Annotated in this window: 14 protein-coding genes; 8 read left to right on the forward strand and 6 right to left on the reverse strand. The window is 58.9% G+C overall.

Translation table 11 applies throughout. From position 1 onward, the window contains the following. Window positions 1–100 precede the first annotated feature (100 nt). Entirely contained in the window at window positions 101–535 is a 435-nt protein-coding gene (locus ABWL43_RS08320; RefSeq protein WP_145163204.1) for a DoxX family protein, read from the forward strand. Between the two features lie 258 nt (window positions 536–793). Then, window positions 794–1102, forward strand: a complete 309-nt coding sequence (locus ABWL43_RS08325; protein WP_262207631.1) for a class I SAM-dependent methyltransferase — start codon at window positions 794–796, stop codon at window positions 1100–1102. Window positions 1103–1106: 4 nt separating this feature from the next. Here ABWL43_RS08325 and ABWL43_RS08330 read toward each other — a convergent pair whose 3' ends face one another. Genes ABWL43_RS08330 through ABWL43_RS08340 form a run of 3 tightly spaced genes read right to left on the reverse strand, consistent with a single transcriptional unit; the run spans window position 1107 to window position 4516 of the window. Continuing rightward, complete coding sequence (locus ABWL43_RS08330; RefSeq protein ID WP_404487412.1) at window positions 1107–2852, reverse strand: Gldg family protein; 1746 nt, start codon at window positions 2850–2852, stop codon at window positions 1107–1109. A 15-nt stretch (window positions 2853–2867) separates the two neighbouring features. Continuing rightward, window positions 2868–3593, reverse strand: coding sequence for an ABC transporter permease (locus ABWL43_RS08335; protein WP_404487413.1), 726 nt, complete (start codon window positions 3591–3593; stop codon window positions 2868–2870). Further along, complete coding sequence (locus tag ABWL43_RS08340) at window positions 3590–4516, reverse strand: ABC transporter ATP-binding protein (RefSeq protein ID WP_404487414.1); 927 nt, start codon at window positions 4514–4516, stop codon at window positions 3590–3592. Before ABWL43_RS08340 ends, ABWL43_RS08335 begins: the two co-directional genes overlap by 4 nt. 240 nt (window positions 4517–4756) lie before the next feature. Between ABWL43_RS08340 and ABWL43_RS08345 the strand changes: the two genes are divergently transcribed. Both ABWL43_RS08345 and greB read left to right on the forward strand, forming a co-directional pair. Continuing rightward, window positions 4757–5755, forward strand: a complete 999-nt coding sequence (locus tag ABWL43_RS08345) for a hypothetical protein (protein WP_404487415.1) — start codon at window positions 4757–4759, stop codon at window positions 5753–5755. Window positions 5756–5884: 129 nt separating this feature from the next. After that, a complete protein-coding gene (greB, locus tag ABWL43_RS08350) occupies window positions 5885–6358 on the forward strand; it encodes a transcription elongation factor GreB (protein ID WP_083360479.1) in 474 nt (157 codons plus the stop codon). 45 nt (window positions 6359–6403) lie between these two features. Here the strand turns inward: greB and ABWL43_RS08355 are convergent, their stop codons facing one another. Then, window positions 6404–8914: an ABC transporter permease gene (locus ABWL43_RS08355; RefSeq protein WP_404487416.1), complete on the reverse strand. Its 2511-nt coding sequence runs from the start codon at window positions 8912–8914 to the stop codon at window positions 6404–6406. Next, window positions 8914–9597: an ABC transporter ATP-binding protein gene (locus ABWL43_RS08360; RefSeq protein ID WP_016972350.1), complete on the reverse strand. Its 684-nt coding sequence runs from the start codon at window positions 9595–9597 to the stop codon at window positions 8914–8916. Before ABWL43_RS08360 ends, ABWL43_RS08355 begins: the two co-directional genes overlap by 1 nt. A 10-nt stretch (window positions 9598–9607) precedes the next feature. Between ABWL43_RS08360 and ABWL43_RS08365 the strand changes: the two genes are divergently transcribed. The 3 genes from ABWL43_RS08365 (at window position 9608) to ABWL43_RS08375 (ending at window position 11632) form a co-directional block, all read left to right on the forward strand. Continuing rightward, on the forward strand, window positions 9608–10213 hold the full coding sequence (locus ABWL43_RS08365) for an arylesterase (RefSeq protein WP_178119709.1): 606 nt from the start codon (window positions 9608–9610) through the stop codon (window positions 10211–10213). 58 nt (window positions 10214–10271) lie between these two features. Then, window positions 10272–10565: a hypothetical protein gene (locus ABWL43_RS08370; RefSeq protein ID WP_016972348.1), complete on the forward strand. Its 294-nt coding sequence runs from the start codon at window positions 10272–10274 to the stop codon at window positions 10563–10565. Between the two features lie 95 nt (window positions 10566–10660). After that, window positions 10661–11632 carry a L,D-transpeptidase family protein gene (locus ABWL43_RS08375; protein ID WP_145163219.1) on the forward strand — a complete coding sequence of 324 codons (972 nt, stop codon included), beginning with the start codon at window positions 10661–10663 and terminating at the stop codon, window positions 11630–11632. Between the two features lie 134 nt (window positions 11633–11766). Here the strand turns inward: ABWL43_RS08375 and oprI are convergent, their stop codons facing one another. Beyond that, window positions 11767–12018: an outer membrane lipoprotei OprI gene (oprI, locus tag ABWL43_RS08380; RefSeq protein WP_003172710.1), complete on the reverse strand. Its 252-nt coding sequence runs from the start codon at window positions 12016–12018 to the stop codon at window positions 11767–11769. Window positions 12019–12630: 612 nt separating this feature from the next. Between oprI and ABWL43_RS08385 the strand changes: the two genes are divergently transcribed. Then, the gene (locus ABWL43_RS08385; RefSeq protein WP_003189869.1) at window positions 12631–12912 is read left to right on the forward strand and encodes a GNAT family N-acetyltransferase; all 282 of its coding nucleotides are present in this window, start codon (window positions 12631–12633) and stop codon (window positions 12910–12912) included. Window positions 12913–12937: the final 25 nt, after the last annotated feature.

Here is a 12937-nt window from a genome sequence, read left to right on the forward strand (position 1 = left end):
ATTTATAGATGATCATTAAGCGATTTTTGCGCTTTTATCATTGCCTTATCCGATTAATATAGCGGCCAACCCACCCCCTACCTGGAAAAGGATTAGCACTATGAGCCCACTGATCAACCGTATCCTGTCTACCCGCGCTGGTTATGGCCTGACCATCCTGCGAATTTTTGTCGGCATCATCTTCGCTGCCCATGGTTCGCAAAAACTCTTTGGCTGGTTTGGTGGCTACGGCCTGGCGGGCACTGCGCAGTATATGGAAAGCCTTGGGCTGACTCCGGGCACCTTGATGGCGGTATTGTCGGGCGGCACGGAATTCTTCGCCGGCCTGGCGTTGATCATCGGTTTGCTGGCGCGCCCGGCGGCCTTGGGCCTGACCTTCCTGTCGCTGGTGGCAATCTTCTCGGTGCATATTCATAACGGGCTGTTCATGGCCAACAACGGTTATGAATTTGCCCTCGCCTTGCTCGGCGGCTCTTTGGCGGTGCTGCTGGAAGGGGCGGGCAAATTGTCTGCCGACCGCGCCATCGCCCGCTGATACCCAGTTAAAACCCGGAAAAAGCCCGCCCTGTGCGGGCTTTTTCGTTGCTCGGGATTCTTGACACTGCCCCACCGGCTTCTCTAGGATGCTGCTCATGCGCCGATTTAAACAGCTAATTGCGGGGCGCCACTGGGCTCGATACAGCCCGACAGAGGCATGCACTCATCAAGGGTCAGGCTTCGAAATACCGCTAAAGCGCTGGTTCGGTGTTGCCTCTCACCTGCCCGCAGACTTTTGAGGCAGAGACACGACACGATGAATGCACTTCGCCCCCTCATACGCCTGGCCCCGATCACCGCGGACCTGACGCAACGCAATCCGAAAATCCTCCTGGGTGGTAAGCACCAGCCTACGCTGCTGCGTTACCTCGATGGCTGGCCGCGTCGCACCGGGCGACCTTCGGCGTTCCTGATCCAGTTTGTGGAAGATGGCGACTCCCTGGCCCGCTTTGCCGCCAACAGTTTCGACCTTGCAGTGATTCAGGCGCCCAGCGCCGCTGATGCCGATGAAGTCATCCGTCAGCTGACGCGCATTGCCCGCCAGGGACTGATCGCTCGTCGTTGAGTGCTTAAAGCAGGTTGGCGGTCACGGCTGATCGACGTCGCCGGTTGTAAAGCGACACTGTCCACGCGATAAAGCACACCAGCAGCGGTACGGCGCCGATCAGCAGCAGTTTCAGGGTTAGCTCCAGTTGATGCACCGATGCGTAAGCCTCGACCTTGAGCGCCTGTAACTCCATGGGCAGTCGCAGGCGTTCCTTGTTCAGTGCTTGCAACTGGGTATTGGTATTCACCGCTTGGGTGCCGAAGCCGGTGTCCGGCGGTTTCAAGCGTTGCCATTCGTGCTCGGTTCGCTCAAGCCGTCGTTCAAGTTCCCCTGCCTTTTGGGCGTAGGCCTGTGCAGCGGCTTCGCGCCTGTCTGAAAGCGGGTTGGGTGATTGGTTGGCCATTGCACGGGGCCGAATGCTCGCGAGAACATCAGGAGCCGCCAGGTTATCCAGGGTATTCAAGACAAACGTAACGTTGCCGTTGGCGGCTGAGCTGATGACAGAGTCCATGAGTAAATCAGTGTCGGCGACCACCACCACCTGAATGTCTGCAGCCTTTTGCAAACCAGCGGGCTGCCCGTCGACACCGTCTGGAAATGCCGAATAGGCGGGGCCGCTGAGGCGAGCCGCTATCACCTGGCGTTGGCCGACAGCAGACGGTTGATCGATTTGTGAGTCGAGTGCGCTGGCTGATGCAAAGCGCGCGGCGTCCAATAGCGCAGACTGCGTGGAGCTTTGCAGCAGCGGGGTGAGCAGCGTGCGGCTTTTCCTGAGGCGAGAAAGTGCGCCACTGCTCGAGACAATCACCGTATTCAGTTTCCACGCGCTGACGTCGTCCGCCGTCATCGCCTGGCGTGGCAGGCTCAATCTGGCCGGATGGAAGACGGTCGGCTCGCCAGCGCCGGAAGACGCGGACGAGGCATAGAGATTATCCACCAGCAGCTTGTCCGCCGGCATCTGTACGCCCCACGCGGCAAGCAGGCCGTCCAGCGTGGAGTTTGCCGGCGCGGCGTCTGCCGCGCTCTCGCTCAAAGGGTCGAGAAAGATCATCAACTTTCCGCCCCTGAGTACAAACTGTTCGATCGCGTACAGGGTTCGCTCGGGCAGTGCACGCGGGTGGACGACCATCAGTGTCCCGATCGATTCAGGCACCTGTGGAATGTTCGATGCCAGGCTTTCGAGGGTGAAGTGCTGACGCATTTTCGTCAGTAACTGCCCGGCGGACTCGTTCAACGCCAGCCCTGTCAGCACGCCAACAGTGGGTGGCGCTGGGTGCCCCAGTGTGTAGATCAAGTGGCTTATTGCATATTCGAGCACCGGCTCGTCATCCAGGCTGAATGCGTCGATACGTTGTGCGGCCTGGCCTGCACGCACGCCTATCAGACCGAGGAACCCATGGGTGTCGTCCAGCCCGAACAGGCCCGCTTTATAGGCCTCGTCTGAATAAGGCGCCGGATCAATAACGTGCAAGTTAATCCTGCCTTTGGCGGCTTTTTCGAACTCTTCAAGCAAGTCTTCCACACGCTCGCCATAGCGTTTCAACGCCTGGCTTTTTTGCGGGTCATGGCGTGAGTTGAAGTAATACAAATCCACGGGGGCCTCAAGTGAGGCGAGCAGATGCCGTGCCTGCGGCGACAACGTATGGATTTTGTGTTGTGAAAAGTCCCAACGGATATCGGGAAGGTTGTTTACCCAGACCAGATTAAAGGCCAGAAAGAGTAATGATATGACCGTAAGTGTCATACCCGTGCGAATAGCGGATCGCATGCGGTGCTTTCCTTCTCAACGGGCTTTGTAATTGAGTGTGACTGCTGTTGCCGCAAGAAAGGCAAGGATCACGCTGACGAAGTACAGGCAGTCATGGAGTGTCAGTTTGCCGTTGTCGAGAGCGCCAAAGCGTAAGATCGGGTCAAGCGCGATCAAACTGTCTACCACCCAAATAGGCGCCTGGTGCTCAAGGGCATCCAGTGCTGAAGAAAGCATGCTGACGGTAAGCAGCAAACCGAGCGTTAGTAGGAAAATAACGATGCGCCGGTGGGTCAGCGCGCAGATAAAGCATCCCACCGATAGATAACTTCCCGCGAGCAACCCGCTTGCCAGAAATTGTGACGTGATAACGGCGTTGTCCGCAGCGCCCAGGTAGTTGGCGACAACCACCAGAGGAAAGGTCAGGGCCAAGGCAATGCCACACACGACCCATGCGGCCAGAAATTTTCCCAGCACGCGTTCGACGGTCGTGATGGGCAGCGTTTTCATCATGTCGCGCATGCCAGGGTGATGTTCGTCCGACCACAGCTGCGTTGACAAGGTTGGAATCAGCAGCAGGTAGAGCCAAGGGTGTAGCTGAAAAAACACTTGTAAGTCAGCGCCGCCTTCTTCGAGCCACGGGCTCGTATTCAGCCCCAGTGCCGCGCACAGCAGCACAAACGCAGCAACACTCAAGTACGTGCCTGGCGTACGGGCATAGCTGACGAGTTGACGCTTGAAAATCACCGGCAGCAGTTTCACAGAGATACCTCATGACTCAAATGGCGAACGACTTCGTTCAGGCGCCCTGTTTCCAGTTTCAATGACGTTATGTTCCAGCCGCGGTTGGCGATCAGTGCGTTGATAGGGGGATAGATGCTGTGCCCAGGCAGGGCCAGAACGGTTACGGTGCCGGGTGTATGCCGGTCTTCTTCTATGCCTGCGACGCCGGGTAAGACGGCCAGTGCGAGTAAATCCAGAGGGGTTTCTGCGGCCAGGGTGACTGCCCGGTAGTGGCGGGATTTGCGCTGAAACTCGGACAGCGGCGTGTCAGCCACCAACTGGCCGCGCGCGATGACCAGCGCCCGCGTGCAAAGGCTGGCCAGTTCGTCGCAATGACGCGAGGCGATAATCACCGCCATTTCTTCGGTCAGGGACTGGACCAGTGTTCTGAATTTGAGCCGTTGATTCGGCGCCAGTCCGTCGCTCGGTTCATCCAGCAGAAGCAGGCTGGGTGTATGCAGGATGGCTTGGGCGATGGCTACCTTGCGCTTCAAACCTACGCAAAGCGCACTGATAGGAACATTGAGCACACGCGACAACTCCAGGCGCATGGCCGCTCGATCCACCCTGCTGCGTTTTTCAGCCCCGCTGAACCCTCGCACGTCGGCAATGAAATTGAGAAAGCCTTTAACGGACATCGTCTGATGGCTGAGCCCGGCCTGGAGTTGATAGCCGAGAACTTTGCGTGCTTGAAGTGGATGGGTCTGGGTGTTGAACCCATGGACGGTGATGGACCCGGAGGAGGGGTTAGCGATGCCGGAGATCAAGTTCAGCAAGGTTGTTTTGCCGGCGCCGTCTTCCCCGAACAGACCGATACACTCCTGGCGCTGAGCAAACAATGAGAAATTGTTGATTACATTACTTTTGCCCAAGTGCTTAGTCAGGCTGCTTATCTCGAGCATGTTTTTACCGATTAAGTTTGGCTGAGCGTATGGAACGTGCGTGTTGTGTATGGATGAACTTTAAAAAGGTTACGTTTAATCAATACGCTTGGGAACGCGCGGGCGAAGTTATAAGGAAACTCCTACGTCAAGCCGGATAACTTACTGAAACAATTGCGCTGTTTCGAGAATGGTTAACGGTCGGATTTTTTATCTGGCGTTTATGTAAGGTTTGCTCTTTTGTAACGAGACCTGATTATCATGATGCTTCTACGTACCCTTGTTCTTGAACGCAGTGGCCAGGACGCCCCGGTTAACGGTGCGCTGCTCTGCGGGTTTGCTGTTGCCCAGATCGACTGCAACTTTCTCGTCTATAGCCTTGATGAAGAGACTGAGCCGGGCAACTCCAGGGTTTACATCGCTGCGTTGCGTAAAAAACTTGATCGGCATTTTCTGGGCAGTATCGAGTCCAAAGAAGACCTGCAAGTGGCCATGCAAGTCTTCAAGCAAATCCTGATGGCCGCGGCAGCCTCCGGCACTAAAGCCAGCGCAGTGAACGACAGTTCGATTGCATTCCATTTTATTGATTTGAAAGGCTGCAAATTACCGCCCGCCAGGCCCGAGGATCACCATTCGATGATCATCAAGAAGGCATTGGTAATGAAGGTGATTACCTTGGGCATGTCTGCGCCTGTCTTGCCTGCGATCGAAAGTGCTTCCTTGATCGTGCCGTCCATTCGCTTCTCATCACAAATGATCCCGCCCGCCAGAACTTCAAATCTACCCACGCCCGTCGAGCCGCCGGTGCTTGAGCCTGTGGTTGCTGAGGCGTTGGATATTCCCGTCGCAACTGCGCAGAAGGTAGCGCTGGCAGAGCCCGTTGCGCAGCCGGCTCAATTGGCACCGAGTGAACCTGCGCCATTGCAGCGCCCCGTTGAAATGGAACATGCATTGATGCCTGAACTGGACAGTACGCTGACCAATCTTGCCAAGGTCGCCCAGGACCTGACGCAACAAAAAAACGCGGTCATTGAGCGAGAAAAAGTGCTTGAGCAGTGGCAGGCCCGACTGCAACAAAAACAGGGCGAACTGGATGAAAAGGATCGTCAGTTGGAGCAGCACGCGACGCAACTGCAGGAGCAGCAAGCATACGTCAGCCAAAAAGCCCAGAAGCTGGCGCTGGCGATGTCGCAGGTGTCGGGTATGCGACAACGTTTGCAGGGTGTGCTGCTTGAGTTGGATCAAACCCTGGAAGGCTAGAGTGAAGCAATGTGCTTGCCGATCTGGCTACTTTTCATAGTTCATTTATCATCACCCCCGCCAGTCGACGCCAAGGCATGATGCTGTGGCGTTTCGGCACCATTGGACATTGTCTGGGGATGCAAGCGTTTGAGTACCAAGCTGATTACCAAAGAAGGTCATGAGGCGCTAAAAAAAGAGCTGGATTATCTGTGGCGTGAAAAACGTCCGGACACCACGCGTAAAGTGACCTGGGCAGCGTCTCTGGGGGATCGCAGCGAAAATGCGGACTACCAGTACAACAAGAAGCTGCTGCGCGAAATTGACCGGCGGGTGCGTTACTTGCGCAAGCGGCTGGAAGATATGCGCGTGGTGGAATACATGCCTGAGCAGGAAGGCAAGGTGTTCTTCGGCGCCTGGGTTGATATCGAAAACGAGCAGGGCGAGACCAAGCGTTTTCGTATCGTTGGCTATGACGAGATTTATGAGCGCATGGACTACATCTCCATCGACTCACCGATGGCCCGGGCGTTGCTCCGTAAGGAGGTCGACGATGAGGCCATTGTGCAAACCCCGACCGGCGAGGTGTGCTGGTGGATTACCGGTATCGAGTATGTGAAATAAACGCTGCTGGCCCGTACTCCGAATAGCGTACGGGCCATCAATGTTTCAACCTTCGCGCAATACCGTCAGTGGGCTGGCATTCAACGCACGGCGCGTGCCGAATACGCCGGCACCGCCGATCAGCACGGCACCGATCACCGGCAGCAGCAACAGCCACGGGTGAGGGTGCCAGGCCAGGTCGAACGCGTAGCGGTACAACACCCATGTCACCAATTCCGTACCCAGCGCTGCCAGCAGACCGCTGACTGCGCCGAGCAAGCCGAACTCGATGCGGCGTGCCTTGACCAGCAACTTGCGCTCTGCACCCAGTGCACGCAGCAGCGCCCCCTGGCGAATGCGCTCATCCAGGGTGGCCTGCAAGCCGGAAAACAGCACCGCCATGCCGGCCGCCAGTACAAACAACAGTACGTATTCCACCGCCAGGGTCACTTGGGCGAGGATGCTGCGCAACTGCTCCAGCAAGGCCTCGACCTGCAGGATGGTGACGGCCGGGAATGCCCGGGACAGGTCAACGATCTGCTGATCATGGCCTGGCGCCAGGTAGAAGCTGGTCAAGTAGGTCGCGGGCAGGTCTTTCAAGGTGCCCGGTTGGAAGATCATGAAGAAGTTGGGCTGGAAGTTATCCCAGTTGATGGTCCGCAGGCTGGTGACGCGCGCTTCACGATTTTCTCCGCCGACGGTAAAGATCAGATGATCGTTGAGTTTGAGCTTCAGGCTTGCAGCGACCTTGGCTTCCACCGAAACCCCGGGGACTTCATCGCCCGGTTGCTGAGACCACCAGGAGCCGGCTGTCAGCACATTGCCCGGTGGCAGGTCGGCGGCCCAGGTCAGGCTCAAGTCACGCTGCACCGCTCGGTCGCCGCTCGAGTCTTTGCTGACAATTTCCTGCACCGCTTCGCCATTGATGCTGATCAGCCGGCCCGGCACCACGGGGTACAACGGCGCCGATTGCGCCTGTACCTCCAGGAGTCGGGCGCTGAAGGCGTCCTTGTCGGCCGGCAGGATGTTCAGGGCGAAATAGTTGGGCGCATCCTTGGGCAGCTGGTTTTGCCAGGTGTCCAGTAACTCGCCACGCAGCAGGGCGATCAAGCCCATGGACAGCAGGATAAGGCCAAACGCCAGCGACTGCCCGGCCGCCGCCAACGGATGACGCAGCAACTGCCCCAGGCCCAGACGCCAGGGCAGCGTGGCGCGAGCCAACAAGCGCCGCAGGCTTTGCAGCAACAGCAGCAGCAAGCCGCCGAGGATCAGCGCAGCTACCACGCCGCCGCCCAGCAAGGCGAAGGTCAGCACCAGGTCGAGGCTAAGGCGCCACATAATCAGGCCGAGCGCCAACAGCGCCGCGCCATACACCATCCAGGTACTGGACGGGATCGGCAGCAGGTCACGGCGCAATACCCGCAGCGGTGGTACACGCCCCAGCGCCGCCAGCGGCGGCAAGGCGAAACCGGCGAGGGCGACCAGCCCGGTGCCGATGCCTGCGACCGCCGGCAGCAGCCCGCCGGGCGGCACGTCCGCCGGCAGCAGGTCGTGCAGGAAATAGAACAGACCAAACTGCGCCAGCCAGCCAAGCAGGGCGCCGGCCAGGCTTGCCGCCACGCCCAGCACGCTCAGTTGCAGGGTGAACAGCAACATTGCTTCGCGGCGCGACAGCCCAAGGCAGCGCAACAGTGCGCTGGCATCGAAACGCCGGCTGGCGAAGCGATTGGCCGACAATGCCACCGCCACGCCGGCCAGCAAGACCGCCACCAGGCTGGCCATGTTCAGGTAGCGCTCGGCCTTGCCCAGCGCGCCGCCGATCTGCTGGTTGCCGTCTCGCGAATCCTGCAGGCGCTGGTTGGCGGCGAGGCCCGGCTTGACCAGGTCGCGATAGGTTTGCAGCGCCGTGCTGCCTTGAGGCGCGCGCCACAGTTCACGGTAACTCACGCGGCTACCGGGCTGCACCACGCCGGTGGCATCGAGGTCGGCAAGGTTGATCATGACGCGGGGTGTAAGGCTGTAGAAGTTACCGGCGCGGTCTGGCTCGTAGGTCAGTATGCGCGTCAGTCGCAGGGTCTTCATGCCGACATCGATGCTGTCGCCGACTTTCAGGTCCAGCGCCGTCAGCAGCCTTGCTTCCACCCAGGCCTCACCGGGCTTGGGTCCACCGCCAGGAGTTTCAGTGCCGAACGGTTCTGCCGCACTTTTGAGCTCGCCACGCAGCGGGTACTGCTCGTTGACCGCCTTGATGCTGGAAAGCTGAATGCCATTATCCGTGGCGATGACGCTGGAAAACTCAACGATGCGGGCATGATCCAGGCCCAGTTCAGTCCCGGACTTGATTTGTTCGGGACGGGCTGGCGAGCTGCCTTCAAGCACCAGGTCGGCGCCGAGGAACTCGGTGGCACGCAACAGCATGGCGCCATTGAGACGCGCACCGAAGTAGCCGATGGCAGTGCTGGCCGCCACGGCCACCACCAGCGCGAAGAACAATACGCGCAACTCGCCGGCGCGGGCATCGCGCAGCAATTGACGCATGGCAAGGCTGAACAGGCGCAACAGCGGCAAACGGGCCATCAAGGCTCCAGGGGCGCGACCATCAGGCCGGCTTCAAGGCGGATCAGGCGTCGGCAACGGTGGGCCAGGCGCTCGTCGTGGGTGACGAGTACCAGGGTCGTGCCGCTTTCTTTATTAAGTTCGAACAGCAGGTCGCTGATGCGTTCGCCGGTGTGGCTGTCGAGGTTGCCGGTGGGTTCGTCGGCAAACAGCACATCCGGTTCGGCGGCGAAGGCTCGGGCGATGGCAACCCGTTGTTGCTCGCCACCGGAAAGCTGGCGCGGCGAGTGGGTCAGCCGCTGGCCCAGGCCGACGCGCTCGAGCAGGTGTTTGGCGCGCTCGCGGGCGTCCTTGCGGCCGTCCAGCTCCAGCGGCAGCATGACGTTTTCCAGGGCATTGAGACTGTCGAGCAGCTGGAATGACTGGAAGACGAAGCCGACGTGCTCGGCGCGGATGCGTGCGCGTTGGTCTTCATCCAGGGTGCTCAAGGCTTGGCCTGCCAGTGTGACTTCGCCACTGCTGGGCAGATCGAGGCCGGCCAACAGGCCCAGGAGGGTGGATTTGCCGGAGCCGGAGCTGCCGACGATAGCCAGGCTATCGCCCTTGTTCAGTTCCAGGCTAAGTTCGTGCAGGATAGTCAGTTCACCTTCCGCGCTGGGAACCACTTTGCTAAGGTTTCGCGCGGTGAGAATGCTTGCGCCCATGGAGAATCCGATGCGAATGTGGTTTTTGAGTGCTGGCCTGGCCTTGATGTGCATGGCCCAGAACGCAGCGGCGGGTACAGTCCTGATCGTTGGCGATAGTATCAGTGCCGGTTTCGGCCTGGATACCAGCAAAGGGTGGGTGGCCTTGCTGCAGCAGCGGCTCAAGCAGGAAGGTTTTGACGACAAAGTGGTCAATGCGTCCATCAGCGGCGACACCAGCGCAGGTGGCCTCGCGCGGCTGCCGGCGGCGCTTGCAGAGCATAAGCCGGACCTGGTGATTCTCGAGCTGGGCGGTAACGACGGCCTGCGCGGTCAGCCGCCAGCGCAATTGAAACAAAATCTTGCGTCGATGATTGACCAGTCCAAGGCCGGCGGCGCCAAGGTGCTGCTGCTGGGCATGCAACTGCCGCCCAACTACGGTCCCAAATACACCACGGCGTTTGCCGAAGTGTATGGCGCCTTGGCCAAGGAAAAAAGTATCCCGCTGGTGCCGTTTTTCCTTGAAGGTGTGGGCGGCCATCCGGAGTTGATGCAGGCCGATCAGCTGCACCCGGCGGTCGGTGCCCAGGGCAAGTTGCTGGAAAATGTCTGGCCAACGCTAAAACCGCTGCTATGACGCTTTTATACCGGCAGGCTTTCGGCTAAGGTGGCGCCCCCCCGATCTGGAGCCCCCGATGTCGCGCCCTGCCTGGTCCCTGTTCAATTACCAACTGATCGAGCCTGACGAGCAGCTGGACCTGTTCGCCTGCCAGGAAGTTCGGGTGCATCTGGTCGCGCGGCAATTGGAGCTGGGCGGCTCGATCGATCGCACGCTTTGCGGGACTTTATTGCCCGCACAACCGCGTTGGTCATCTGTCGACCGCTCGATCTTTCAAGACCAGCGACTGTGCCCCCTGTGCCGAGCCATCCTCGAATCGCAGAAGCGTGGCACACCGCCGATCTGGCCGGAGCTGCGTTTCGAGCTGTAAAGGCTTGCGCACGGTCGCAGGCCCTCTGCCTTCCCCTCAGACACCCGTGTACAATCAGTTTTTTCCTACCCGTCGTTCTGCGAAGGATTTTCCGGATGTTGTCGCGCCTTTCCGTCGTTTCCTGCTGCCTGTCCCTCGCTGCGCTCTGTGCAGCCGGTTCGGCATCAGCGCTGCAGTTGCCCTTGCCGCCGCCCGGTGAAGACATTGTCGGTCAGGTTCAGGTGATCAAGGCCAAGTACGAAGACACCTTCGCCGACCTTGGCACCACCTACGACCTGGGTTATTCGGAAATGGTCGCGGCCAACCCTGGCGTCGACGCCTGGTTGCCGGGGGCCGGTACCGAGATCGTGCTGCCGACGCGTTTCATCCTGCCGCCGGGTCCTCGCGAAGGCATTGTGATCAACCTGGCGGAATACCGGCTTTACTATTACCCCAAGGGCCAGAATGTGGTTTACACGTTCCCCTTGGGCATCGGCCGTGAAGGCTGGGGTTCGCCGGTCGCGCACACCACCATCACCGGCAAGATCCCCAACCCGACCTGGACGCCGCCCGCGTCGATCAAGGCCGAGCATGCTGCCAATGGTGACCCGCTGCCTAACGTGGTGCCTGCCGGTCCGGACAACCCACTGGGCCCGTTCAAGTTCACCCTGGGCACGCCGGGTTATTTGATTCACGGCTCCAACATGAAGTTTGGTATCGGCACGCGTACAAGCCACGGCTGCTTCCGCATGTTCAACAACAATGTGCTGGAGATGGCCGACATGGTGCCGGTCGGCACATCGGTGCGCATCATCAATGATGCCTACAAGTTCGGCAGCAGTGGCGGCAAGGTCTACCTTGAGGCGCATACACCGCTGAACGATGACGGCACGCCGTCCGTGGTCGACAAGCACACGGCGGTCATCAATGCCCTGCTCAAGCGCGAAGACCTGGCCAATAACCTGCGGGTGAACTGGGATCAGGTGCGCGATGTGGTGGCGGCCGAAGACGGTCTGCCAACGGAGATTGGTGTACCGGGCGCCACTGCGCCGGTGGCGTCCAGCACGCCGGTCGATCTGCAGCAGTAAGCCTGCTCGATCCCTGGCCCGCCTCAGCCTTGCGCTGCGGCGGGCTTTTTATTGCGCGGGCTTCAGGGCCGAATCCCGGGCAATAAAAAGCCGACCCAAGAATGGATCGGCTTGATAACAACCCCGAAGGATTATTACTTGCGGCTTGCTTTTTCAAGCATGCGCAGAGCGCGCTCGTTAGCTTCGTCAGCAGTCTGTTGTGCTTTTTGAGCAGCAGCCAGAGCTTCATCAGCTTTACGGTAGGCTTCGTCTGCACGAGCCTGGGAGCGAGCTGCTGCGTCTTCAGTTGCAGTCAGACGAGCTTCGGTTTCTTTGGAGACGCTGCTGCAACCGGTAGCCAGAACTGCGGCCAGAGCCAGAGCAGAGAATTTCAGAACGTTGTTCATCGTGTTCCCCTTCAAGGACTTTCTATTAAATGGCTACTTTCTCAGAGTGAGCGGATAGCCGGCGTACATACTACTCATTACTTGTAGTAAGTAAACTGACGTAGCGCAAGAAGCAAAAAAAATTCTTGCGCCGAATCTGTTTTGGCTAATCTTTAGGAGGTTTGTATAAAAACCCTCCAGATTTTTTCATTTCCCTGGGAACTCGATCCAGGCTGAGAGGTCCGGCCCGCATGTGCCGGGTCCGGTAAACAGGTAAAGATTTATATATCGAGGTTGACACTTTTTTTCAGTGGGCCGTTACCGCCTCGCGCATCTTTTGCGTATGTAGAGGTGACTTTAAGAGCGGCAGTTCGTCTCAAGATTCAACTGCCGGCAATGTTCAGGCTATCGATCACTGATTGATCGAGGCCCTTTCTGTAACCGCCAGCGGCAAGGGATGACGAGTGCGCCTTGAGCTATTGCAGCATTGGTGACTACTATTCCCTACGTGCTGGTTGTGAGCGCTATAGGTTTTCTCGTTGTCGAAACCGGCACGGGGTGGCGTAGATGTTCCTTCGCCGGAAAAACATCGGTAAGGTAGGGGTCAAAATCCAAGACCCGCGAGGAGTAGTGATGAGCGAGGCGTTGTCCATCCACCATGACCAGGCAGGTCATCAGTTCGAGACCAATGTGGACGGTCATCGTGCCTATCTGACCTATATGGACCTCGGTAAACAGACCCTGGATATCTATCGCACCTTCGTGCCCAACGCGTTGCGGGGCCGTGGCATTGCTGCGGCGTTGACCGAAGAAGCGTTGAAGTTCGCCGAAGAGGCCGGCTACACGGTGATCCCCTCGTGCTCTTATGTAGAGCGCTACATGGAGCGCCACCAGCGCCATGCCGCGAAGCTGTAACTGAGCGACCGCACCACGAAAAACG

The organism is Pseudomonas sp. HT11 (assembly GCF_044875395.1).
Classification (GTDB): domain Bacteria; phylum Pseudomonadota; class Gammaproteobacteria; order Pseudomonadales; family Pseudomonadaceae; genus Aquipseudomonas.